This window comes from Brevibacterium sp. CCUG 69071 (assembly GCF_021023135.1).
Taxonomy (GTDB): domain Bacteria; phylum Actinomycetota; class Actinomycetes; order Actinomycetales; family Brevibacteriaceae; genus Brevibacterium.
The window spans coordinates 328,045-352,437 of sequence record NZ_PGFV01000004.1; the positions used below are offsets into that span (position 1 = coordinate 328,045).

Genomic DNA, 24,393 nt, shown 5'->3' on the forward strand with positions numbered 1-24,393 from the left:
GCAGGAGGACTGTGGTTATAGGGCTGTACACGAGTTTATGATCACAAATGTGATCGCCGTTTCGGAACTCCTCCGGGAGCTCGAGTCAGGACCAACGATGGCCTGATTCGATCGAACGGACAGCTATTGCAAAGAGGATTGAACAATGAAGTCACGCACTCTCGCCGCGATGATCATCGGCGTCGAACCCGGAGCCGTTCTGGGCGAACAACACCTTCGACGTCAAGGATCTCGAGGACCCGAAGAGCGCGATGGGTGACCCGGAGGGCATGCACTTCCTCGGCACGAAGGGCGTCGGCGAAGAGTTCCCCGAGGCCCTTCGGCACCGAGCTCACGGACTGACCGGACCCGGCACGCTCATCCTTCGAACAGGCTTTGACCGATGTATTCGCCCTCTTCGATGCCCGGTGGGATCGCCCACACCGTCGAGCCGATCGGCGTCGTCCAGGTGTTGAGCAGGTCCACCTCGGCGAGGCGGCGCTGGATCGGCAGGAACTGCCGATCGATGTCGGCCTGGAAGGATGCGAACAGCAATCCGGACTCCTCCCCCGCGCCCGTCTCGTAGTTGAAGGTCCGCCGGTGGATCTGCACCTCCGGACCCAAGCCGTCACGAGCGCGGGCCACGTGCGAGGCTGCAGAGATCTTCGTCAGCCCGCGCGCGTCCACGGCCGTGAAGTCCGGCGGATCGAACTCGTCCCCGCCCGAGAGCGGAGCTCCCGTATCGAGCGTGCGGCCGACCGAGAACTCCCGCCCCGGGCGGTCCGCCTCGTCCCAGGTCTCGAGGTTCATGGCGATGTCCCGGAGCACCAGGGTGGTGCCTCCGCGCATCCAGTCGGGCAGATGCGCGCCGAGGTCGGTCGGCGGTTCGCCGCGTGCTGAGAATCGCGCATCGGCTCGCCCGGTTCCCTGCCCCCAGATGATGCGGGCGAAGTCCTCGGACCCGGGGCCCGGATTCGCGGTCCCGTCGAGCTGGCCGAACAGGTTCCGCTGCGTCTGCCCTTCCCCCTCACTGCCGTAGGATCGACGGAACCCGTCTCGCTGCCAGGCCAGCTCGGCGAATGCCCGTGAGTCCTTGAACAGCATCCTGCGGGCATGGGCCAAGGTCAGCGGGTCGTCCCCGCAGATCTGCAGGAGCAGGTCCCCTTCGCACAGCTTGGTCTCGAGATCGTCGATGCGGAATTTCTCGAGCGGACCCAACCAGTCGGGCACTCGGTCCTTGCCCGCGAAGGCGACGAGCCTGCGACCGAAGCCGAAGGTGACCGTCAGCCGCGCCGGATCTCGGGCGAGCTCGGGTTCGGAGTCGGCCAGCGGTGCGGTCCCCTGAGTCAGCGCCGCGGCATCCGCGGTGAGCAGACGCAGCCAGCGGACCGCCTCGGCGGCCTTGGTTCCGGGTCTGAGGCGCAGCGCGAGGAAGTGCGCATAGGCCTGGGCCGGGGTTTCCACCCCGGCTTGGTGAGTACCGTAGAAGGGTTCGAGAACGGGCCCGTTGGCCCCGGTGAGATCCCGCCGAGGCGATGCCGGAGCTTCTGCGGCACGACCTCGGCCGATCCCGAAGCCGGCCACCGCTCCGATGACACCGGTGCCCCCGGCCGCAGCCGCCGAGGCGATGAGCCGCCGGCGACTGAAGCCGAAGGGGCACCCGGCCGCAGATCCTTGACTGTCGGCCGGGCCCCGCCCCTCCTCGTGCGGATCAGTGATCACCGTGATCCATGTCCTCGTGGCCCATGTCCTCGTGATCCATGTCGTCGTGGTCCATGTCGTCGTGGCTCATGTCGCCTTCATCTGCGCTCTCGTCATCAGCGTTCCCCTCTGCCTCCTCCGGGGAGTAGTTCTCCTTGGCTCCGGAGTACTCCTTCGCGACAGCGGTGACGTCGACGCTCTGATCATCGGCGGTGACGAGTTCGACGGAGATCTCCTCGCCCGCCTTGATCGGCTTCTTCAACCCCATGAGCATGATGTGGTCGCCGCCCGGTTCGAAGGTCACGCTCTGGCCGGCGGGGATGGCCACACCGCCCTTCTTCTCCCGCATCGTCGTCGCTCCCGAATCGTCCTCGACGGTTTCGTGGAGCTGGACCATATCGGCGTCGGGGTACTTCGCCTCGACGAGCGTGATGTCCTTGTCCGTGTTGTTCTTCAGCGTCCCGAAGACCGCGGTCATGCCGTCGTCGGCGGCCTTGACCCACGCGTCGTCGAGGCTGAGGGCCGCAGCGTCGACCTCGGAGTTCGCATCGGCGGTGGCGGATTCGGTGGTGGCGGATTCTTGGGCTTGGCTCTGGCTCTGCCCACAGCCGGCGAGGCCGATGATCAGGGCCAGGGGTACGGCGGCGGCCAGGGTGATGTTCTTTCGCATTGTCGTCTGCACTTTCGGTTCTCGGTGCAGTCGAGCAGGGCACAGGGCAACGGGCCCGCACCGTGACGCAATGTCGCGACACGGCCGGTGGCCCGGGCGCGGCTCCATGTGGCTGCCCACGGGCAGCCGGGATGCGCTCGACTGTCACCAGATGAATGGTGGTCCGGCGGGGCTCGCCGCCGGTGATGGAGGTGTGTCAGACGAGCGCGGGCGGGCCGCGACGATAGTTCGGGCCGGTGACGGCGGAGGTGATCGCCTGCGGCAGCCGGAACTCACCGCGTGCGGCACGGGCCGGGAACTCGGCCAGGGTGCCGGCCGCCTCGGCGAGGGCCTGGATTGCGGTCGCCACGGGACCGAGCGCGAGCTGCAGGATGGTGAGGACGATGTCCTCACCACGCTTGAGGATGACCGCGGTGACGAGGACGGCGGCGATGTGGGCCAGCAGCATGCCGAGGTCTGCACCTGCGCCTCCGGACATGGAAGCTCCGGCTCCGTGGGCCCCGTGCGAATGTGCCATCGTGCCCGCGTGGCTGAGATCGAGCGTTCCCGCCTCGTGGCCGAGGTGCTGATGAGCATGGGACTGTGCAAGCGCGGATCCGGACGACGGCTGGCCGGAACCGTTCGCCGAGGCTGACTGTGCGGTGCCCATGGCACCGAACCAGCCCATGGACAGGTGCATGAGCGCCTGGCCGAGGCCAAGGATGACCACCAGCGAGAGATAGCCGAGGCGACGGCCGGCGAAGATCATCGCGGCCCAGAGGACGAGGATGAAGACGAGGGCCACACCGGTCGGGGCGACGACTCCGCCCGCCCCGAGGTGCATGAGCACAGCCAGAAGAGTCGTGATGAGCGCGGCGAAGAGCGCCCGCACGGACTTGTTCCACCCGGTCATCGGCCCTCCTTCCGGCTCAGCTCCCAGCTCTCACTCACATTCTACTCATCGTAGAAACAGTTGGGCACCCAACTCAGGTCAGGCGCCGCGGCTCACATTCGCAGCCAGGTGTCGGCGGTCTTCTTGACCATCGCACCGGCGTCCTCGGCGGCACCCATCCAGTCGACCGGTTCGCCCTCGGGGTCGGTGACCGAATCGGAGAGGACGATGACGTCGAAGTTGCACACGATGGCGGCCATCGCCGAGGCGTAGACGGCCCCGGGCGCATCATCGGCACCGGCGAAGACGATGCGGTCGACGGCCATATCATGCAGACCGGCGGCCAGGTCGCCGACGCCTTCGAAGATGTCGGGGTGGTCCGAGCGGAGCACGAGGTCTTCCTCGTCGGGGACGAAGATGCTCAGCTCCTCGTCCTCGGTCTCGGCGAGGTCCTCCTTCGTCGAGACGAAGATCAGCACCCCTCCGACCGCGCGGGTGCGAGTGACGATGTCGCCGAGGATCTCCATGGCGTCATCGCTGGGATAGCTGGCGTCGTCGGTGTCGATGAGGAGCAGGGCATCCATGGTCCTATCGTGCCACGTTCGGCACCAGAGCGCGCAAATCGCACAGTGCTCAGCCGGGGATCCACGATTCGCGGATGCTCAGGTCTGTCTCGAGGAGCAGGAACTCGGCCGGCATTCCCACTGCCAGGAGTTCATCGTCGTCCTCGGCGGCGAGTCCGAGCGACCGCAGCGGAGTCAGGCTCGCGGCCCGCACGGCGTCGAACGGGCTGAGCCCCACCTCGATGACCGCACGCCTCACGGCATCGTCCATGCTCAGAGTGGATCCGGCGATCGATCCGACGGTGCCATCAGCGGCGACGAGCCGGGCCACGGAGTCCTCGACCTGGACAGGCAGGGAACCGAGCATATAGCGCCCGTCGTCCATCCCGGTCGCGGCCATCGCATCGGTGATGAGCGCGATCCGACCCGGCGCAAGATTCGCGAGCATGCGCGCGGCCGGGGTCGCGACGTGCACCCCGTCGTTGATGAGTTCGAGGGTTACCTGGCCTGCGTCGATTGCCGCGAGGACCGGTCCCGGAGCGCGGTGGTGGATGCCGGGCATCGCGTTGAACGCGTGCGTGAGGATGGTCGCTCCCGCATCGAAGGCTTCCGCGGCCTGCGCGTAGTCCGCCGCCGTGTGCCCGATGGCCACCCGCACTCCCGCCGAGGTGAACCGGCCGATCGTCTCGATCGCTCCGGGGAGTTCGGGGGCGAGGGTGACCTGCACGAGCGTTCCGTCCGCAGCAGAGAGGATCCGTTCGACCGCCTCCGGGGTGGGGGCGGTGAGGACTTCGGGGGCGTGAGCGCCCTTGAAATCCGGGGACAGGAACGGGCCTTCGGCGTGGAGGCCGAGGATCCCCGGGGCAGATCGCGCGGCTTCGGCTCCTGCTGACAGAGAGAGGCAGAGTCCGTCGATCGTGTCCGAGACGAAGGAGAGGGCGAGCGCCCGGGTGCCGTGCGCCCGGTGAACGGCGAGGATCTCGGCGAGGCCCGGAGCATCGGCGGTGGACGCAGCATCGGCGGTGCCTGCCATGAGGTCTTCAGCGCTCACGCCGCCGGCACCGTGGCAGTGGAGATCGACATAGGCCGGGGCGAGGTATCCGCCGTTGCCGTCGACGATCTGCACAGTCGCCGAGGTGCTCAGCTGCTTCCAGCCGGGACCGCGCCCGCGGGAGACGACGACTCCCCCGGCCGCGGCGATCCATCCCTCGCCCGAGTCGGCGTCCGCGACCGACGCTGAGGCGCGCTCCGTCGGTGCTGTGGCGCGCTCTGTCGGGGCCGTGGCGTCCGCTGTTGCCGGAGCGGCCGACGCGCTGTCGAGGATGACCACGTCGTGGACGATCACCTCGGCGGGGGTCTGCCGGTCCATCGCCTCGGCGGGGGGCTTCGCGTCCGTCATTGCCCGCTCCCGGTCTGGGCGAGCTCCAAGTCGAAGCCCGCTTCGGTCAGCTCCCTGCGGGCATCCTCGCCGAGGTTGTCGTCGGTGATGATCGCCTCGAACACCTCGGTGCCGCCGACCGAGGCGAAGGAGCGGTGACCGTACTTCGAGGAGTCGGCGACGACGATGGCGTGCTCGGCTCGTTCGGCCATGAGCCGATTGACGAAGGCCTCGTCCTCGTTCGCGGTCATGCAGCCGGCGGTCGCGGAAATCGCGTGCACACCGACGAAGGCGAGGTCGAGCCAGATGCTGCGCAGCACCGCGTCGACGAAGGAGCCGACGAGTTCGAAGCTCGAGGCGTTGATCACCCCACCGCAGACGATGACCTTGAGACCGGGGTGGATGGCGAGTTTGTTCGCGATGTCCACGGCATTGGTGACGATCGTGAGGTCGGCGAGCAGGTCATCGCGTTGGCTGAGGGCGTCGGCGACCATGAATGTCGTGGTTCCCCCGGAGAGGCCGATGACTGATCCCGGGGTGATCCGGTCGACGGCGGCGCGGGCGATCGCCGCCTTGGCCTCGGTAGCAGCCGCCTCCTTGTACCGCAGCGAGAGATCGTAATCGACGGCCCGCCGGGTGGCCCCGCCGTGGGTGCGTTCGACGAGGCGGCGCTGTTCGAGCAGATCGAGGTCGCGGCGGATCGTCGCCACGGACACCTCGAGCTCCCGGCTGAGCGCATCCACCCCGACCGAACCGGTCCGGTCGAGGCGCGACAGGATCGCATCGAGGCGGTCTTCACGCATGTTCATAAGCCAACTTTCAGTCCTCGTCGTCCGCTTTGGCAAACCCGTCTCCCGACAGCACGGTCAATCTCCCGACAGCACGGTCAGCAGGCGGGCGACCTCGGCGGCGAAGGCGTCTCGCGCCGGTCCCAGGTATCTCCGGGAGTCGACGAGCTCGGGTCGGGCGTCGAGGCTCGCCCGCACCGCGGCGGTGAAGACCTTGTTGAGATGGGTGGAGATGTTGATCTTGGCCATTCCTGCGTCGACCGCGCGGACGATCTCTGCATCCGCGACCCCGGAGGATCCGTGGAGCACGAGGGGGACGGCGAGAGTGCCGGCCAGCCGTTCGATGAGGGCGAGGTCGAGTCGGCTGGTGCGTTCGACCATGGCGTGGGAGCTGCCCACGGCGACAGCGAGGGCATCGATTCCTGTGCGCTCGACGAAACGTCGCGCCTCATCCGGGTCGGTGCGCACCCCCGGGGCGTGGGCTCCGTCCTTGCCGCCGATCTCTCCGAGTTCGGCCTCGACGCCGATGCCGCAGGCATGGGCACGGCGGACCACCTCGGCGGTGGTGGCGCAGTTGGAATCGAAGTCGAAGTGGGCGCCGTCGTACATGACCGAGTCGAAGCCGAGTTCGATGGCCTCGTCGACGAGTTCGGTATCGGTGGCGTGGTCGAGGTGGACGGCGATCGGGACGTTCGCGGAGTCGGCGATGGCCTGGGTGGCCCGGGCGATGGGGGTCAGCCGGCCGTGATAGCGCACGCAGTTCTCGGAGATCTGCATGATCGCCGGCCGGCCCGCCTGTTCCGCACCGGCCGCGATGGCCTCGGCGGATTCGAGATGGATGACGTTGAAGGCGCCGACCGCGGCGGGCCCGGTGTGTGCGGCGGGCCCGGTGTGTGCGGCGGGCCCGGTGTGTGCGGCGGGCCCGGTGTGTGCGGCGGGCCCGGTGTGTGCGGTGTGCTTGGTGTCCCGCAGCAGGTCGATCGTCGTCGCTCGGGTCATGCTCGGCCCTTCAGTGTGTTGTGGGAGTCGGTGTTCGCCGAGGAGGTGGTGTCGGTTGGGGCGATGGGGCTTGCCTGGGAGCCGAGGACGACGTCCTCACGCAGTCGGCCCCAGCTCGGGTGGATCTGCCCGGCCTGCGGCATGAGGACCGCCGCCGCCGAGATCGCCACCGAGTCGGTAAGAAGGGCCTCGACCTCATCGTCGCGGAGTCGCTCCATGACTGCTGGGCGTCGCGAGCCTATGAGCCGACCCGCTTCCGCGGGGCCTCCGGGGCTCGCCCGGTCGGCCAACCACCGGGCCAATGCTGCGACGGCGGCGTCTCCGGCTCCGGTGGGGTTGCCGCGCAGGGCTCGGTCCAGACGCGCCCACAGCCGAACCCCCGTGTCGTCGACGAAGACCATGCCTTCGCTGCCGAGAGAGACGAGGGCTGTGCCGGCTCCGGCCCGGATCAGTTCGTTGGCTCCGGCCCGGATCAGTTCGTTGGCTCCGGCACTGATCAGCTCGTTGGCCCCGGCCTGGATCAGCTTGTCGGCCCCAGCGATCTCGGCGAGTTCCTCACTGTTCGGCTTCACCCAGTCCACTCCCGCCCGGGCCGCCAGATGCAGTCCCGGCCCGGAGGTGTCGACGATGACGGTGGCGCCTTGCTCATGGGCCGCGGCGATGACTCGGTCGTGGAAACCGGCGGGCAGATCCGCCGGGGTGGATCCGGAGATGACGAGCACTTTCACCGCGGGCTCGCTCATCCGCCGGAGGATGCCCGCTTCGAGCCCGGCCCAGACCTCGGCGGGATGCGCGTGGGCGTGCTCGTTGAGCACGGTCGCTCGTCCCGAGTCCTCGACGATGGCGTAGCTGCGGCGCAGCGGGGACTCGGTGTCCGTGAGGTCCCAGATCAGACCACCGTGATCGGTCCGCTCGGTCGACGCCATATTGCCGGCGGGCGAATCTGCGGCGGGCGAATCGGCGGCATGCCTGTCCGCACTCTTGGGCCAGTGCTCGCGAGCAACCGGCCCCTGAACGTAGACACCGCAGCCCAGTTCGGCGAGGACTCGGGCGACGTTGATGCCTTTGCCCCCGAGGCGCGCGTTCGCGGCCGCGATCCTCTGCGAGGAGCCGAGCTCAAGCTGCCCGGTGGCCAGGGTGAGATCGAGTGCCGGGCTGAGCGTGACGGACACGATCCGGGGCGGTTCGCCACTGGCCACCGGCTCGCTGCCGTCTGCCGCATCGTTGCCGGCCGCCTCCTGCCCCGCGCTCATAACGCATCCCGGGTCAGCAGCCCCGCGCCGATGAGTCCGGCGGCGGAGCCGAGTCGAGCACGGCGGATGCTCGGCACCCGGTGGAATCCCAGCCGGGAGCGCATCGCGGTCTCGACGCCGTCGAGGAGTCCGGCGGCACCGCTCAGGCCTCCGCCGAAGACGATGGCCTGCGGGGCGATGACCGCGACGATCTGGGCACACATCGCACCGAGGGCCTCGACCGCCTCGGCGAGCACCGCCTGTGCGATCGGATCGCCGGCCTGCGCGGCCTCGAGAACCGCGAGGGAACCGGTGACGTCTCTTCCCGACCGCTCGGCGTAGCGGCGCGAGATCGCGGCAGCCGAGGCGATGTGCTCGGCCGGACCGCGAAAGAGCCCGTCGGCGGTGTCGACGGCAACCTCGGTGAAGCCGACCTCGCCGGCATAGCCCCCGGCGGAGACGATCCTGCCGTCGATGCGGACGGCCGCGGCGATCCCCGTGCCCAGGGTGAGCATCACGGCGTCAGGTGGCATCGCCTCGGCGAGGTCGAACTCCGCCCGCCCGGCCGAACGCACATCGTGGCCCACGGTGACGCCGATGCTCAGGCGCTCGGTGAGCAGGGCACGCAGCGGCGCATCCTGCCAACCGAGGTTCGCCGAGTGGATTCCGGTCCCCGTGGCTTCATCGACGATGCCGGGGACGACCACGGCCGCCGAGGTGACGGCGGTGCGGGCGAAGGCGTCCCGCAGCCGGGCGACGGCGTCGATGACCTCCGCACCGTCGGTTCCGGCGCAGGCGGGGGTTGGTGCGGTCCGGGCATCGGCGATCCTGCCGCTCGAGTCGATGAGCCCCGCCTTGAGCCCGGTGCCGCCGACGTCCACGGCGAGCGCGACGGGCCCCGGGCCGAGGTCCACTCCCTCGGCCACGGCGAGGATCTCATCCCGTGTGGTCATCCCCCGAGGACGACCGACCGGGTCAGCGAGCGCGGATTGTCCGGGTCCACGCCGAGGCGGCGGGCCCGGATGAGGGCGAGCGCGTGGAGGCGGACGAGCTCGGCCAGAGGGTCACGGTCTGCGTTTTCGAAGCGGGCTCCGGTGGCCTCGACCTGCTCCTGCAGTCCGGCCGGTGCTTCGCCGAACTGCCAGCTCACGCGGCCGGGTGCGGCGATGGCGATAGGGCCGTGCCGGTACTCCATCGAGGAATACGATTCGGTCCAGGCCTGCGCGGATTCGCGCATCTTCAGCGCCGCTTCGTTGGCCAGCCCCCAGGTCCAACCGCGGCCGAGGAAGCTGAACTGTTCGGCGGTGAGCAGTTCCTCATCAAGGACGGAGTCATCGGCGGTGGTGAAGTCCTCGGCGATGCCGGCGAGCACCTGACGGGCGTCGGCGATGGCCCCGGTGAGCTGCGCGCCCAGGCCCAGCCAGGAGCGCATCGCGACGATCGCCGAGGTGGAGAATCGGGTTTGGACGACCGATCGCTCGTCGGCGAAGTCGAGTGCGATGACATGGGTCGAGCGCTGCCCGATCGGGGTGTCGGCCACCCCGAGGATGGAGGTCACCGGGACCTCTGCGCCGGCAGGATCGGACGACCCGGCAGAGCCCGCGGCCCCTCCCCCGGACTTGTGCGCACGCAGTCGGTCGAGCGCCTCGGCGACCTCTGTGGTGGTGCCGGAGCGGGAGATCGCGACGATTCGGTCGTAGCTGCGTGCGGCGGGGAATTCGCTGGCGGTGAAGGCGTCGGTCTCACCCAGGCCGAGCGTCTCGCGCAGGGAGGCGAAGACCTGCGCACCGAACCAGGAGGACCCGCAGCCGATGACGGCGATGCGTTCGCCGTTCTGAGGCAGCGCCGAGGCGGCGGCCGTGACCTCGAGGGTCCGCTCCCAGGTCTCGGGCTGGCTGCGCAGCTCTTCTTCCATGAATCGGCCGAGCGTCATGACCAATCATTCTCCTGATCGAATTTGAAAGTATTCAATCATCATAATGACACATTATCGCGCGGACGGACAGAGGGGATGCCCGGTTGTCGCCCGCGAACCACTTCGTCTCGGAGTCCGCGAGCCGTCTGACCACGGGCGCCCCGCCACTCACCCGAGGGTGCGCGGGCGTTCCGCCTCGATCCCGAGCACATGGGTGTCGAGGAAGGCCAGCACCGTGCGGTACCAGACCTCGGCGTTGCCGCGCCCGAGCACCCAGTGCCCTTCGTCGGGGTAGTAGAGGAAGCGGTGCTGAGTGTGTCCGTCCGGATCCAGCGGCGTCCGCGACTTCGTGAGCAGATCGAACCAGAGTTCCTGCCCCTGCCCGATCGGGACCCGGTAGTCCTTGTCACCGTGGATGACGAGCATCGGCACCTCGATGTCGGAGGCGAAGAGGTGCGGGGAGTACGTGTCCGCCTGTTCCCGCATCGCCTCGTCCCACGAGGCGTTGTCCGTGGTGCGGCCCATCGAGGTCGTGTTCCACAGGGAGGCGTGGCTGACGATGCACCTGAAGCGATCCCCGGTGTGCCCGGCGACCCAGTTGGCCATGTATCCGCCGTAGGATCCGCCGGCCAGGGCGATCCGCTCGGCATCGATTTCTGCCCGGGCGCAGGCCTCATCGGTCAGGGCCATGACGTCGGTGAACGGCACGCCGCCGAGCTGCTGCTGACCGCGGTCGATCATCGCCTGCCCGTAGCCCGTCGAGATCGCGGGGTCCGGCAGCAGCACCGCATAGCCGGCGGCGACGAACGGACCCGGATTCCACCGGTACGTCCACGCGTTCCACGACCCCCAGGGGCCGCCGTGGGCGAAGACCACGAGCGGGTGCGGGCCCTCCGAGTCGGGCAGCGCCAGCCAGGCGCGAACCGCGGTGCCGTCCTCGGCCCGGGCCTCCACCTCGGCGAGGGTGCCCTCCTCATCGATCGTGCTCGCCGGGTTCGCGAGTTCGCTGACCTCCCCGCTGGCCAGGTCGATGGCGATCGGCAGAGGGGCGACGTCGATCGCCGAGGCGGTCGCGAGGACCGATTCTCCGGAGAGTCTCAGTCCCGAGAACGAGTACTTCTTCCCCGGTCCCCCGGCCAGGCGCCGAGGCTGCGGGTCGTCGACATCGCCGATGAAGACGCTGCCCCGGCCGTGATCGTCGGCGGTGGCGACGAGCGTCTGATCATCGACCCACAGCGGGGAGAACCAGAAGTCGGCATCGGGCCAGACCGGGCGGGTCGCTCCGGTCTCGAGATCGAGGACCATGAGCGTCATGGACAGGTTCGTCTTCGGAGTCCAGAACTGCTCCCGGGTGACCAGCGCACGGGTTCCGTCGGGGCTGATGGCCGCGATGCCGAAGCTGTGGTCAGCGGCGGGTTCGGTGAGGCGGCGGGGCGGGCGACCGCCTCTCAGGTCGATCCGCCAGAGTTCGCCGGCTTCGAGGCGGCCGTCGATGGGCTTCTCGAGCTCGACGAGTGCGAATCGGGCGTTGTCGTCGACGGCCCAGTCGACGAGGCGGCCGGGAGGCAGCGAAAGATGGTGGAAGTCGATGGCCGAGGGAGTTCGGGCTGGTGTGCCCTCTTCATCGTCGACGGCCTGGCCGAGTTCGCTCGGGACGTCGGGGAACTCATCGGCGAGGGTGGACAGGTCCGCCACCGCGAGCGTCTGCACACCGGGGCCGAGGTCGTGATCCCAGCGCCTGACGGGGAAGCCCGTGTGGAGGATTCCGCTGACCTTCGCCTCGATGCGTTCCCTGCTGTATTCCTGGTGCTGCGTCTCCGTCCCGGCCCAGGTGTGGACAGGGAATTCGACGATGAGGGTCTCACCCTTGGCGTCGATGCGGGTGAAGCCGCCGTCGTGCTCGGCGAGCCTGCGGGCCTCACCGTTAGGCGGCAGTGCCCACAGACTGGGGCTCTCGGCGTCCTTGCCGTCCTCGCCGGGTCGCTTCGCGGCGAAGCAGATCGTTCCGTTCTCACTCAGCGCCGCCGCCGCGATGGACTGCTGTCCGCGGGTGATTCTGCGCGGCGTCTCACCCCCGATGTCGGCGAGGTGGCTGAGTGAGGAGCTGCCCGCGGAGTCGGGGAAGGAGTACTGGGCGAGGACGCGCCCGCTGTAATTCGTCAGGATGCCCTGCAGTCGGCGGGCATCGAGGAGTCTGGTCACTGCGTCGTGAGTCGTCATGTCCCCATCCTAGATTCCCCGGGGCGATGCGCACCTGACTCTATTTGAACTGCGGGGTCGGGACCCGTTCCCCCTCGACCTCGAGAGTCGGCAGCATCTGCTTGAACTCCTCGGTCGCCTTCGTGTTCGTCTCCAGCGCCCGCATCTCGATGGAGATGTTGACGAGGCGGCCGTTGACCTTGTAGCCGAGCTGGGTTCCGTACATGGCCGTGGGCCTCTGGTTGATGGAGAGGATCTCGGTCGGCCCGAGCACGCCCTGGTAGCTCCAGAAGGTTCCCGCCGTGATCGTGCCCATCCGTTCGGCCTGGACCTGCGAGTCCTTCTCGGAGAACGCGTAGTTCTTCTTCCCGTCGACGACGGCCTGGGCACTGTCGTCATAGGCTTCGTTGCAGCTGATGATGATCATGTCGCTCTCGGTCACCGAGGTCCCCCGTGAGTACACGTGGAACTGTTCGCTGCTGGACCCGGCCGTCCAGTCTCCGCCCAGGGCGAATCCGATCTCGACTGGGCAGGCGGCGCCGAGGTTGATCGTCTCCACAGTCATCCCCTCGGGGACGCCGCCCTTGGTGGGTTCGGCCGTCGGCTCGCTCCCGGGCTGATCCTGGACGGCGACCCTCACCGGAGCCGCATCCTTCTCAGCGGTGTGGATCTGCAGGGCCGAGCAGCCGCTCAACCCGAAGCCGAGGATGATCGTTCCTGCCGCCAGGGCACAGAGGGAGCGAGCACCGGTCACTGGGAGTCGTCCCTCGACCGCAGGTCACGGCGCCTCGGGTACTGCGGCTCGGACTCAGGAGCGGCAGGCGGACCGGACTGCGGCGGAGGCGGCCACTGCTGCGGTTGAGGCGGCTGCGGGCCGGACTGGGGCTGCCCGGATTGGTGCGGCGCAGATTGGGGCTGGCCAGCCTGGGTCTGGCCGGATTGAGGATGGCCGGATTGGTATTGACCAGCCTGAGGCTGGCTGGGCTGGGGCGGAGCCGAATTCTGCTGGTACGGCTGCTGCGGAGCCGCATGGCTCGGCTGCTGCCCGTTCGGCTGTTGTCCGCCGGTGTGCGGACCGTTCGGCTGCTGCCCAACGGCCTGCGGGCCCGACGGACCCTGCCCGCCCGACTGCGGCCCACTAGGATTCTGCCCGCCGGTGTTGGGGCCATTCGGCTGACTGCCGGGATATCCGTTGCCGCGAGGCACGCCGGGGCCCGGCTTGAACTGCGAATGCTGCCCGGAATCGGGTGGGAACCCGCCGGAGACCGACTCTCCGGTCGAGCGGTGGACGAGGTTGCCGTCGACGCGTTCGAGCCGGCGCTTCGAGGTACGCCTCGGCGTTCCGAGGATCCGGCCCTGGAGTTCGTCTTCGCTCGGCTGCCTCGGCGGGAGGAATCCCGGGGACTGCCGCGAGTCGGGCAGCTGCACCGGCTGCACGGGGTGCGAGCCTGCCGCCACCCGGTCCATGTGCTCGCCCATCTGGGGCACGGTCACCTGCGCGGCATCGCCGAGCACGGGCAGGACCATGCGCACGGAGGTGCCCACACCCTCTTGGCTGAACAGCTGCACCGAGCCGCCGTGGCGGGTGACGATGGCGCGGACGAGGGACAGGCCCATGCCGGAACCGGCGACTGCCCGCACGCGGGAGCCGCGGGAGAGTTCGTCCCACACGCCTTCCTGCTCGGCCAGCGGGATGCCGCTGCCGGTGTCGGCGACCTCGACGACGACCCAGCGGTGGCCGTCGATGATCTGCTCATTGGCGCGCAGCTCGACGACCTCGGCCTGCGAGGAGTACTTCAGGGCGTTGCCGAGGAGGTTGAGGATCGCGGTCAGCAGCAGATCCTCTTCGCCGGCGACATCGGGCAGACGCCAGGGTGCGCGGGCGACGGTGGCCACGATCATCCGATCCTCGGCACCAGGTGCGGTGGAGGCATCCTCGACGGCCTGATGGATGAGCGCGTCGAGGTCAACGCGGGCATATTCGATGATGCGGGTCTCGACATCGGCGAGCTTGCGCAGATCGGCCAGCAGGCGAGCCACCCGCCGGGAGGAGACGTCGACCTGTTTGGCAGAGGGCTCCACTTCGGTGATGGTGCCCCCGTCGCGGACGACCTCGCGGATGCTCGCCGCGGAGGTGCGCAGCGCGGTGAGGGGATTCTTCAGCTCGTGGTCGAGGCGGATGAGCATCCGGTTGCGTTTGGCCAGCGAGTCCTCGGCGGCCGCGGACTCGATCGACTCACGCTGCCGGGCCTCGCGCTTCTTCAGATATCGCCAGCCGAACCAGGCGGCCACGGCCAACCCCGCCAAGACAAGGAACAGGAGCAGGAGGAACAGCCAGATCTGGACCTCGATGACCAGGAAGTTCGTCATAGGCTCCGCTGCCGATCCTCGCCGCGGACCTCACCGACGAATCGGTAGCCGCGGCCCTGCACGGTGGCGATCCACCGAGGTTCGGCGGCGTCCTCGCCGAGGACCCGGCGCAGTTCGGCAACGCGGGAGTCGACGGCGCGGGTGCCCACGGCCTCTTCGAATCCCCACAGCACCTCGAGCAGGCGGGAGCGTTCGATGAGTTCGTCCTTGTGCACCATGAGGTACTCCAGCAGGGTGAAGCCCTTGGGAGTGACGACGAGTTCGCGCTGGCCCAGCCAGGCGCGACGGCCCACTCGGTCCACGCGCAGGCCGAAGCTGGAGACGAGCAAGGGAGCCGTGGCCAGGGGCGGACCGTCATTGCGGGTCCGGCGCAGCACCGCTCGGATGCGGGCGACCAGCTCATGCGGGTCGAAGGGCTTGTTGAGATAGTCATCGGCGCCCTCTTCGAGCGCCATGGCCCGTTCGACACCCTCGCCGACCTGAGTCAGCAGGAGGACGGGAACCCAGTTCTCCTCCTGCCGCAGACGCCTGAGCACCTGCCGACCGTCGGCACCGGGCATGAGCACGTCGAGGACGCAGACATCGGGTTTGTGCCGGTGGATCTCGTCGAGTGCGAGCAGCCCGTCGCTGGCGGCCAGCACCCGGAATCCGGATCTCTCGAGGAAGGGAACCACCGCGCCGAGCACATCGGGCTCGTCATCGGCGACCAGGACAAGGGGTTGGGGATCGTTCTGATTCTCAGCCGTCATGGTGGTCCGTTCCGGTTCCTCTCTGTCGCTCCCAGGCGAGCTCCCTGGCCTCGGCTCGGTCGACCGCCTCGGCGAGTTCATCTCGATACAGCATAGAACGACGCAGGTGCTTGGTGCGATATCCGGCACGACCGACCATGTGCGTGGCCACCGGAATCGTCACCAGCTGGAAGGAGATGACGATGGCCAGCGTGGTCACCGTGGCCCAGGTCGGGAATTGGATCGCAATCGCGAGCGCGACCACCAGCAGCCCCAGGACCTGGGGCTTCGCACTCGCGTGCATGCGTGAGAGCAGGTCCCCGAAGCGCAGCAGACCGAGTGCGGCGGCCAGGGACAGGACCCCGCCGAGGAGGATCAGCACTGCTGAGATGATGTCGAGGATCATGGTGCTCCCCTTCCCTCGTCCGAGTCGTCCGGGCCGTCGTCGGCGTCGGCGGGTCCCGGGTCGGGACCGGTGCCCAGCCCCTCTCCGTCGACGTCGGCGTGTTCGTCGAAGGGCTCTTCCTCACGCTTCGGCGCGGAATCCTCCCCCGCCGGATGTGCGGCCACCGCCTCGGATTCGGTGCCGAGCTCCGCTTCGTCCGCGTCCGCCGGTTCCGCTTCGTGTGCGTCGGCCGGCTCCGGATCGGATCCGCTGTCGAGCCCGACCACGGGCTCCTCATCGCGCACGGTCACCGCCTCGGGACCGTCGGCGACATTCGCGATGCCCCGGGCCACGTCATCGGGCCAGGCATCGGAATCGGTCGCGGCACCCGAGCTCGCGGACGACCCAGCGCCCGCCCCGGACCCCGACCCCGCCTCGTCGGAGGACTTGGGCATATGCCAGTCCGAGGCGGAGAAGTCGCTCAGCGCGCCCGCCTCGGCGCCGGGGGTCATGGAATCGGACTTGGACACGTACCGGGACACGCTCACGGAGCCGACGAAGCCGAGCATCGCGAGCACGATGAGCACCGGGAGCAGATCCGTGCGGCCGGACAGGGCCATGTACCCGCCGAGGCCGCACATGATCGAGGCGAGCACGACGTCGGTGGCGATCATGCGGTCGAGGATCGAGGGTCCTCGGACGATGCGGTAGAGGGCCATGACCGCCGAGGCGGCCAGCAGCACCGAGGCAGCGACGATGAGGACGTCGAGGACGATCTGGCTCATCAACCCTCACCTCCGTGCTGGTGCATCGGGTCGGGGATCGCCCGCAGCGCCGCAAGGTCGCGGTGGGAGCCCAGCGCCCTGATCAGCAGCTCCTCGATGTGGTAGACCTGAGCCTTCGCGGTGCGGATCTTCTCCTCCGAGTCGCAGTCGAGGACGTGGAGGTAGAGGATGCCCAGCGCCCGGTCGCTGTCGATGATGATCGAACCGGGGATGAGGCTGGCGGTGTCGGCGATCAGGGTCATCAGCAGATCGGAGCTCGTGCGCAGGTCGCAGGCGATGACCGACCCGGCCCCGACGGCGCGGCGGCGGAACGCGAACCAGGCCACCTCCACCGAGGCGTGGACGAGCGAGTAGACGAACCACAGTCCGAAGACGGCGGCATGCATGATGTTGAACCGGCCGGAGAGCACGACCGGGGGAAGGTAGAAGACGCGGGTGACGACGAGGGCGAGGATGACTCCGGTGAGGATCGAGAGCAGGGACACGGAATCCCAGAGCATCACCCACAGCAGCACGAGGAAGAAGACCAGCACGAGCTGCTGGACGAAGCTTCTGCCCTTGGTCATCCGCGGCCGGTTCGGGCTCATGAGTCATCACCGCCGAGGACCGTCGAGACATAGTTGATCGGCGTCTGCAGATTGTCCGCCGCCCGGTTCGACAGGTCCCACAGGGGTGCGGCGCCGATCGTGAGGATGATCGAGGCGAGCACCACCGCCGAGGTGGCGGCGACCATCGGACCGGGCACGCCGATCTGCGACTTCCAGGTCTTGCCCGCCAGCAGCGTCTTCTTGCGTTCGCTGAACTCGCTGACGAGCCCCTCATTGGGCTCCTCGGCGTCGGCGGGGTCCCGCCAGAACGCGAGGTTGAATGTGCGGCCGATGACGTAGAGCGTGAGCAGGCTGGTCAGGGTGCCGGCGACGATGAGCGAGATCGCCAGCCAGTCGTGATCGGAGAAGCCGGCGGCGAAGAGCGCGACCTTGCCGATGAACCCGGAGAAGGGCGGAATGCCCGAGAGGTTGAGGGCAGGAATGAAGAAGATGATCGACAGCGCCGGCGAGAGCACCATGAGCCCGCCGAGGGATCTCGTCGACGTCGAGCCGCCGCGCATTTCGACCATGCCGATTGCCAGGAACAGTGCGGTCTGGACGATGATGTGGTGGACCGTGTAGTAGATCGCCGCGGACAGGCCGACACTCGTCCCCAAAGCCACGCCGAAGAGCATGTAGCCGATATGGGAGACGAGGGTGAACGAGACGATCCTCTTGATCTCCGACTGCGCGATCGCGCCGAGGATGCCGATGAGCATCGTCAGCGCCGCCGCTATCAGCAGCGGAACCCGCAGAGAGGATTCGGCGAACAGCAGGGTCTCGGTGCGGATGATCGCATAGATGCCGACCTTCGTCAGCAGCCCCGCGAAGACCGCGGTCACCGGGGCCGGGGCGGTCGGGTAGGAGTCGGGCAGCCAGAAGGACAGCGGGAAGATCGCGGCCTTGATGCCGAAGCCGAGCAGGAGCAGGACGTGGAGGATCATCTGGACGTCCGCGGGCAGGTCACCGATCCGCTCGGACAGCTGGGCCATGTTCACGGTCCCGGTCGCGGCGTAGATGATGCCGATCGCGGTGAGGAAGATGACCGAGGACACGAGCGAGACGACGACGTAGGTCACGCCCGCGCGGATCCGCTCGGCGGTCGCACCCAGTGTGAGCAGCACGTAGGAGGCGAGGAGGAACATCTCGAAGCCCACGTAGAGATTGAACAGGTCACCGGCGAGGAAGGCGTTGGCGACACCCGCACACAGCACCAGATAGCTGGGGTTGAACACGGAGATCGGGGTCTCGTTCGAGTCGTCGTTCGCGTCCTGGCTCAGGGCGTAGACGAGCACGCACAGGGTGACCAGGGAGGACACGACGAGCATGAGAGCGGAGAGTCGGTCGGCGACGAGCACGATGCCCACCGGCGGCTGCCACCCGCCGATCGCCACGACCTGCGGGCCGTTGCTGTCGACGCCGAAGAGGAGGATGAAGGCGATGATCATCACCGCGGACAGGGTCAGGATCGATACGAGGTTCTGCGCCCGCGAATGCTTCGAGAGCACGAGGGCCAGGCCCGCGCCGATGAGCGGCAGCAGCACCGGCAACGGCACGAGGGTGGGGAGGATGTCGATCATCGCTTCTCCTCCGTCTCGGTCGTGCCGTCCTCGTCATCGTCTGCATCCCCCGCCGAGGCGGTGCTCCGGGGCCCGCCCCCCGGATCACTGCGCTCCCGGTCGTGGGCATGGTCCGCCGGTGGGTCGTCGACCTCGGCGTCGCGTTCCTTCGGGGTGCCGTCGTCGTCGAGGTCGACGGCGCCGGTGATCGGGCTCTCCGCTTCGTCACCGAACTCGGTGTCGTCGTAGTCCGTGCTCGCCTCGGCCTCGGAATCGATCATCTTCGTGATCGCGACCTGGAGGTCGGCGGCATCGTCCTGCAGGGAGTCGGCGCGCACCAGGCGCCAGGACCGGTAGATCATGGCGAGCAGGAATGCGGTCACCGCGAAGGTGATGACGATAGCGGTGAGGATGAGCGCCTGCGGCAGCGGATCGGACATGCCGGCCGTTGAGAGGTGCTTGCCGTCCGTCAGCGGTGAGGAGCCTTTGCCTGCGGTGAGGATGAGGAGGAGGTTGGCCCCGTTGCCGAGCAGGATGAATCCGAGCAGCACGCGGGTCAGAGACCGCTCGAGCATGAGGTAGATGCCGGAGGCGAAGAGGACGCCCATCGCGAGCACCATGATGAAGGGCAAGCTCATAGGCGGCCTCCTTCCGCACCATTGTCGACGTCGAGGTTGTTGACTCGATCGAGGATCTCGGAGACGGCCTCGTGTTCGGCGTCGGAGCTGAAGTTCTCGGAGAGGTTGTAGGACTCGTTGAGCCGGGAGGTCAGCATCATCTCGTCGCGCTCCTGGTGCAGATCCACCTCGGCGCCCAGGGAGCGGAGGATGTCGAGCATGAGGCCGACGACGATGAGGAAGACGCCGATGTCGAAGAAGGTCGAGGTGCCGAACGACAGGTGCCCGAGCAGCGGAACATCGCCCTCGAGGTAGACGGACTTGAACACGGTGTCGCCCCAGAACCAGCCGCCCACGGCCGTGAGCACGGCCATGATCAGCCCGGTGCCCAGCAGACCCGAGGGGGTGAAGTTGGCCGCCTCGGCGAGTTCGTACTTGCCGCCGGCCAGATACCGCACGACCAGCGCCAGACCGGCCACGAGTCCACCGGCGAAGCCGCCGCCGGGCTCATTGTGGCCGGCGAAGAGGAGGTAGACCGCGAAGATGAGCACCGCGTGGAAGACCAGTCGGGCGGTGACCTCGAGGATGATCGAGCGGTTGCGGGGGGCCAGGGTGCGGCCGGCGATGAGCCAGGACACGCGGCGCTGGGAGAGATCCTCACGTTCGGGCCCGTGGAAGTAGCCGACGTCCTCGGGGACCGGCTGGAAGCGGACCCGCCCCTGCGTCTCGGAGCCGTCGCGTTTGTTCAGGTAGCGGTGGAGGTGGCCTTCGCGACCGCGGACGAAGATGAGGCCGGCGATGCCTGTGCCCGCGGCCACGAGCACGGAGATCTCGCCGAGGGTGTCCCAGGCGCGCATGTCGACGAGGGTGACGTTGACGATGTTCTTGCCGTGGCCGAGTTCGTAGGCCAGCTGTCCGAAGTCCACGGAGACCGGTTCGGCCACCCGGACACCGGCGGCGATGAGGACGACGAGCATCATCGTCACACCGACGGCGCCGCCGATGATGGCACGCCAGGCAGGGGTGAAGCGGCCGGTGCTCTGTCCGATGCGGGCCGGGAGTCTGCGGAGGACGAGGACGAAGACGACGATCGTGATGGTCTCGACGAGGACCTGCGTGAGCGCGAGGTCGGGGGCACCGGCGAAGGCGAAGTAGGCGACCATCGCGTAGCCGGAGATGCCGGTGACGACGACGGCGGTGAAGCGCTTCTTCGCGCGGGTCGCCGAGATCGCGACGATGATGAGCACGATCGCGACGATGAAGTCGAGCGGGGTGTCCGAGAGGTGGAAGCGGATGTTCCACGAGTCGTTGACGATGACGGCCAGACCGACTCCGCCGACGAGGACGAGGTAGATCACGCTCTGGTAGAAGGGCAGCGAACCGCGCTGGGTGCGCGAGGTGACCCACAGGGCCAGGGCCTCGGTCCACCCGATGAGCCTGCGGTAGAGGTTGTGGAAGTCGATCCCCGACGGCAGGGTGGACTGGACCCGCGCGAACGGGGCGCGTAGCACGAAGAGCCCGATGCCGACGGCGATCGTGACCGCCGAGAGCGCGAGTGCGGGTTCGAGTCCGTGCCAGATCGCCAGGTGGTAGTGGCCGTCGGCGGGGTCGATGATCGGCAGGGTCGAGGTCCAGGCCTCGAAGTAGCCGTCGACGAGGCGGGCTCCGGGTCCGAGGACGAGGGTGAGCGCGGTCAGGGCGATCGGCGAGACGACGAGGATGAGCTTCTCGTCGCGACGGGCGATGTCGTCGACTCCGGGCTTCGAGGAGAACGCGCCCCACACGAACCGGGCCGAGTAGGCGACGGTGAGCATCGAGCCGATCATGATGCCGATGAGCGCGATGATCGAGGTCTTGTCCGCGGATTCGAGCAGCGTCGAGTAGACGGCTTCCTTGGCGACGAAGCCGAAGGTCGGCGGCAGTCCTGCCATCGAGGCGGCGGCGACGGTCGCGCACACGGCGACGACGGGGAAGGCCCGCCAACCGCCGGAGAGCTTCGTCAGGTCACGGGTGCCGGCACGGTGGTCGATGATGCCCACGCACAGGAACAGGCAGGCCTTGAACAGGGCGTGGGCGATGAGCATCGCCAGAGCGGCCTTCGTGATGTCGGGGGTGCCGAAGGAGGCCATCGTCGTGAGGAAGCCGAGCTGGGAGACCGTGCCGAAGGCCAGCAGCAGCTTGAGGTCGGTCTGCTTGAGTGCCTGCCACCCGCCGATGAACATGGTGACAAGGCCCAGGGTGAGCAGGACCTCTGTCCAGCCGGGCAGGTTGTGATACCCGGGTGCCAGTCGCAGCACGAGGTAGATTCCGGCCTTGACCATGGCGGCCGCGTGCAGATACGCGCTGACCGGGGTCGGTGCGGCCATGGCGCCGGGCAGCCAGAAGTGGAAGGGCAGCAGGGCGGACTTCGAGATCGCACCGACGAGGATGAGGATCACCGCGGTGATGATCACCGGCCCGGTGTCCATGCCCAGCTGGGCGCGTTCGACCAGCGCCGAGATCCGGCCGGTGCCGGTGACCGAGATGAGCAGGATCATGCCCACAAGCATCGCGAGCCCGCCGGCGGTGGTGACGATGAGCGCCTGCAGCGCCGCCTGGCGGGAGCGGCGTCGGGACTGGCTGTGCCCGATGAGCAGGTAGGAGAAGACGGTTGTGCCTTCCCAGAACAGGTAGAGCATGAGGAGCTCGTCGGCGACGACGAGTCCGTACATCATTCCCGCGAAGGCCATGAAGATGCCCGCGAAGCGGGCGAGGCCGGGTTCGTCGGCCGGGAAGTAGCGGGCGCAGTAGACGAAGACGAGTGCACCGACGCCGGTGACGAGCAGCGACATGATCCAGGAGAGCACGTCGAGTCGGAAGGTCCCCTCGAGTCCGAGGGCCGGCAGCCAGTTAAGGCTTTCGGTCCAGACCGTCGGGTTCGCATCGAGGAGACCGGGGACGGCGGAGAGGCTGAGCAGGAGCCCGGCGAAGGGGACGAGAGCCAGCAGGAGGAAGGCGCTGCGTCCGAAGAGTCTGACCAACGGGTACCCAATGACAGCAGCCCCGAAAAAGGCTCCTGTCATCGCTATCACCGGCGGACACCTCCGTCTTTTATGAGAGTTGCGTGATTGTACTCAGTACAGGTATTTTCTCACGACTGCCCACCGATCTCCCAATCAACGGAGCGGAACTTCGCAGTCGGATTGCCCACATCCGCGCCGACCACAGACGTGCTGCCGAGGTCGCGGTGCTCGGGTGAACCGCCTCGGCGGGGAAGCCCTGCTCAGCCGCGCAGCTGGGCGCTCGTGACGAGGAATCCCGACTCGTCGAGTCCGACCCCGTCGCTGCCGACGAGGAGTTCGGCGCCGATGGCGTCGACGAGACGAGCCACCTCGTTGCGCATCCGCCGGAACCGTCGGTTGGGATAGGGCTGATACCGCCTGGACTCAGCGTCCATCCAGTGCACGTGGTATTCGATCTGCGGCATGCCGGTGTGGGCGGCCACGATGGGCGGAACCCACTCGGCTTCCATCACGCGGATCTCGATGTCACCGGCCGCCTCGTCGATCTCTCCGAGCGGGATGAACAGGGAGAATCCGTCGAGGATCACCGGGGCCGAGGGATCGAAGAGCGGATCGTCGATGCTCGCCTGCGCCAGGACGTCCTCGTCGGGAGTGGGCAGTGACTGCTGGAAGGCGTGCGGCGCATGCCTGCGCACGAGCGACAGGGCGACATCGGGCTCGAGCCAGTAGGGCGAGTAGAGGTAGAGGTCGACTTTCGCCTCGGGGTCGGGGACGATCACCCGGGTCGGCAGCTCGGGTTCGTCGGCGAGTCTGACGGCGGTGTGCAGGCGGGAGGCGATGGCGAGGATGAGAGTGAGCATCCGCTCCTCCTCCCGGTCGGGCAGACCGGCCGGGAACGCCTCGTGGAGTCCGTCGGCATCGGCGAACCAATCCGGCGGCGGGACGGGCTGGCGATCGCGCGGGCAGTCGATGACCACGGCATGATGGGCCCATTCCGGGACCTCGAGGGCGGCGATCGTGGCGGCGTCGAGATCCGCCCCGGCCCTCAGTCGTGAGTGCCGGGTGAGCCTGAGCTGGCCGTTCTCATCGAGGCGCGGGCTGATGTCGGGCAGCCGGTTGTGGATGAGGGCGAGGACATCGGAGACCTCGACCTCGGCGTCGAGGAGGAGCAGGTGGAATCCACGCAGCTCCGCCGAGCCTGTGGTGTCCGGGGCGGCGCCCGAGCTCGGAGCGCGCGGGGCAACGTGGGCCCCGGCGACACGGTCGGTGTCGACCGCCGGGTCGGTTTCGAGTGCACGGTCGGTGTCGGCGGCACCTTCGACGGAGCCTGCAAGGGCACCGTCGGCACCCGCGGGGCTGACCGCACCGTCGGAGCCCGCGGGGCCGACCGCGCGTTCGGCGGCTTCGCGTTCGGCGGCTTCGCGTTCGGCGGCTTCGCGCTGGAGCCGCAGTTCGCGGCGAGTGATCACATGGCCCTCCGGTAGAAGTTGAGGTGCGAGCGGGAGGCGGTCGGGCCGCGCTGACCCTGGTAGCGGTTGCCCGTGGCCTGCGAACCGTAGGGGTTGAGCGCCGCGGAGCTGAGGCGGAAGAAGCAGAGCTGTCCGATCTTCATGCCCGGCCACAGGGTGATCGGCAGGGTGGCGACATTGGAGAGCTCAAGGGTCACATGCCCGTTGAAGCCCGGGTCGATGAACCCTGCGGTCGAATGGGTGAGGAGGCCGAGGCGGCCGAGTGAGGACTTGCCCTCGAGTCGGGCCGCGACGTCGTCGGGCAGAGTCACCAGCTCATGAGTGGAGGCGAGGACGAACTCTCCCGGGTGGAGCACGAAGGGCTCCTCGGGGGCGACCTCGACGAAGCGGGTGAGCTCCGGCTGCTCGAGGCTGGGATCGATGACCGGATACTTGTGGTTGTCGAAGAGGCGGAAGTAGCGGTCGAGGCACACATCGACGCTGGCCGGCTGGATCAGCGAAGGGTCATAGGGCTCGAGGACGATGCGCTCGGAGTCGAGCTCGGCGCGGATGTCGCGATCGGAGAGGAGAGTCACGTATCCGATGGTAGTCGGTAC

22 protein-coding genes and 1 pseudogene are annotated in these 24,393 nt (G+C 68.3%); 1 reads left to right on the forward strand and 22 read right to left on the reverse strand.

All coding sequences use genetic code 11. The annotated features are described in order from the left end of the window. Positions 1-203 precede the first annotated feature (203 nt). Positions 204-455: pseudogene (locus CV023_RS19165) on the forward strand (hypothetical protein); the annotation flags it as partial. Here the strand turns inward: CV023_RS19165 and CV023_RS13100 are convergent. The 22 genes from CV023_RS13100 to dcd form a co-directional block, all read right to left on the reverse strand. Next, positions 358-1,698 (reverse strand): Dyp-type peroxidase, encoded by a 1,341-nt coding sequence (locus CV023_RS13100; RefSeq protein ID WP_442859941.1) that lies wholly within the window; start codon positions 1,696-1,698, stop codon positions 358-360. The pseudogene CV023_RS19165 and the gene CV023_RS13100 sit on opposite strands and share 98 nt — an antisense overlap. Further along, a complete protein-coding gene (locus CV023_RS13105) occupies positions 1,691-2,350 on the reverse strand; it encodes a copper chaperone PCu(A)C (protein ID WP_230746265.1) in 660 nt (219 codons plus the stop codon). The genes CV023_RS13100 and CV023_RS13105 overlap by 8 nt, the downstream gene beginning before the upstream one ends. 196 nt (positions 2,351-2,546) lie before the next feature. Further along, complete coding sequence (locus CV023_RS13110; RefSeq protein WP_230746266.1) at positions 2,547-3,242, reverse strand: hypothetical protein; 696 nt, start codon at positions 3,240-3,242, stop codon at positions 2,547-2,549. Positions 3,243-3,334: 92 nt separating this feature from the next. Further along, entirely contained in the window at positions 3,335-3,805 is a 471-nt protein-coding gene (locus CV023_RS13115) for an isochorismatase family protein (protein ID WP_230746267.1), read from the reverse strand. Positions 3,806-3,854: 49 nt separating this feature from the next. After that, entirely contained in the window at positions 3,855-5,183 is a 1,329-nt protein-coding gene (locus CV023_RS13120) for an N-acetylglucosamine-6-phosphate deacetylase (RefSeq protein WP_230746268.1), read from the reverse strand. Beyond that, positions 5,180-5,971, reverse strand: a complete 792-nt coding sequence (locus CV023_RS13125) for a DeoR/GlpR family DNA-binding transcription regulator (RefSeq protein WP_230746270.1) — start codon at positions 5,969-5,971, stop codon at positions 5,180-5,182. Before CV023_RS13125 ends, CV023_RS13120 begins: the two co-directional genes overlap by 4 nt. A 57-nt stretch (positions 5,972-6,028) precedes the next feature. Then, on the reverse strand, positions 6,029-6,949 hold the full coding sequence (locus CV023_RS13130; protein ID WP_230746272.1) for a class II fructose-bisphosphate aldolase: 921 nt from the start codon (positions 6,947-6,949) through the stop codon (positions 6,029-6,031). Further along, on the reverse strand, positions 6,946-8,202 hold the full coding sequence (locus CV023_RS13135) for a PfkB family carbohydrate kinase (RefSeq protein WP_230746274.1): 1,257 nt from the start codon (positions 8,200-8,202) through the stop codon (positions 6,946-6,948). Before CV023_RS13135 ends, CV023_RS13130 begins: the two co-directional genes overlap by 4 nt. Beyond that, complete coding sequence (locus tag CV023_RS13140; RefSeq protein WP_230746276.1) at positions 8,199-9,134, reverse strand: ROK family protein; 936 nt, start codon at positions 9,132-9,134, stop codon at positions 8,199-8,201. The genes CV023_RS13135 and CV023_RS13140 overlap by 4 nt, the downstream gene beginning before the upstream one ends. Beyond that, entirely contained in the window at positions 9,131-10,114 is a 984-nt protein-coding gene (locus tag CV023_RS13145; protein ID WP_230746278.1) for an SIS domain-containing protein, read from the reverse strand. Before CV023_RS13145 ends, CV023_RS13140 begins: the two co-directional genes overlap by 4 nt. A gap of 150 nt (positions 10,115-10,264) precedes the next feature. Further along, positions 10,265-12,316: a S9 family peptidase gene (locus CV023_RS13150; protein WP_230746280.1), complete on the reverse strand. Its 2,052-nt coding sequence runs from the start codon at positions 12,314-12,316 to the stop codon at positions 10,265-10,267. 40 nt (positions 12,317-12,356) lie between these two features. Continuing rightward, positions 12,357-13,049: a hypothetical protein gene (locus tag CV023_RS13155; RefSeq protein ID WP_230746282.1), complete on the reverse strand. Its 693-nt coding sequence runs from the start codon at positions 13,047-13,049 to the stop codon at positions 12,357-12,359. Then, a complete protein-coding gene (locus CV023_RS13160; RefSeq protein ID WP_230746284.1) occupies positions 13,046-14,665 on the reverse strand; it encodes a sensor histidine kinase in 1,620 nt (539 codons plus the stop codon). Before CV023_RS13160 ends, CV023_RS13155 begins: the two co-directional genes overlap by 4 nt. Beyond that, positions 14,662-15,414: a response regulator transcription factor gene (locus tag CV023_RS13165; RefSeq protein ID WP_230746286.1), complete on the reverse strand. Its 753-nt coding sequence runs from the start codon at positions 15,412-15,414 to the stop codon at positions 14,662-14,664. The genes CV023_RS13160 and CV023_RS13165 overlap by 4 nt, the downstream gene beginning before the upstream one ends. After that, positions 15,404-15,799 carry a monovalent cation/H(+) antiporter subunit G gene (mnhG, locus tag CV023_RS13170; protein WP_230746288.1) on the reverse strand — a complete coding sequence of 132 codons (396 nt, stop codon included), beginning with the start codon at positions 15,797-15,799 and terminating at the stop codon, positions 15,404-15,406. The genes CV023_RS13165 and mnhG overlap by 11 nt, the downstream gene beginning before the upstream one ends. Next, on the reverse strand, positions 15,796-16,563 hold the full coding sequence (locus tag CV023_RS13175; protein ID WP_230746289.1) for a monovalent cation/H+ antiporter complex subunit F: 768 nt from the start codon (positions 16,561-16,563) through the stop codon (positions 15,796-15,798). The genes mnhG and CV023_RS13175 overlap by 4 nt, the downstream gene beginning before the upstream one ends. Continuing rightward, the gene (locus CV023_RS13180) at positions 16,563-17,150 is read right to left on the reverse strand and encodes a Na+/H+ antiporter subunit E (RefSeq protein WP_230746290.1); all 588 of its coding nucleotides are present in this window, start codon (positions 17,148-17,150) and stop codon (positions 16,563-16,565) included. Before CV023_RS13180 ends, CV023_RS13175 begins: the two co-directional genes overlap by 1 nt. Continuing rightward, a complete protein-coding gene (locus tag CV023_RS13185) occupies positions 17,147-18,730 on the reverse strand; it encodes a Na+/H+ antiporter subunit D (RefSeq protein WP_230746291.1) in 1,584 nt (527 codons plus the stop codon). The genes CV023_RS13180 and CV023_RS13185 overlap by 4 nt, the downstream gene beginning before the upstream one ends. Next, positions 18,727-19,347: a Na(+)/H(+) antiporter subunit C gene (locus tag CV023_RS13190; protein WP_230746292.1), complete on the reverse strand. Its 621-nt coding sequence runs from the start codon at positions 19,345-19,347 to the stop codon at positions 18,727-18,729. Before CV023_RS13190 ends, CV023_RS13185 begins: the two co-directional genes overlap by 4 nt. Then, on the reverse strand, positions 19,344-22,388 hold the full coding sequence (locus CV023_RS13195; protein ID WP_230746293.1) for a Na+/H+ antiporter subunit A: 3,045 nt from the start codon (positions 22,386-22,388) through the stop codon (positions 19,344-19,346). Before CV023_RS13195 ends, CV023_RS13190 begins: the two co-directional genes overlap by 4 nt. 200 nt (positions 22,389-22,588) lie before the next feature. Beyond that, the gene (locus tag CV023_RS13200) at positions 22,589-23,797 is read right to left on the reverse strand and encodes a hypothetical protein (protein WP_230746294.1); all 1,209 of its coding nucleotides are present in this window, start codon (positions 23,795-23,797) and stop codon (positions 22,589-22,591) included. After that, entirely contained in the window at positions 23,794-24,372 is a 579-nt protein-coding gene (gene dcd, locus CV023_RS13205) for a dCTP deaminase (protein WP_230746296.1), read from the reverse strand. The genes CV023_RS13200 and dcd overlap by 4 nt, the downstream gene beginning before the upstream one ends. Positions 24,373-24,393 lie beyond the last annotated feature (21 nt).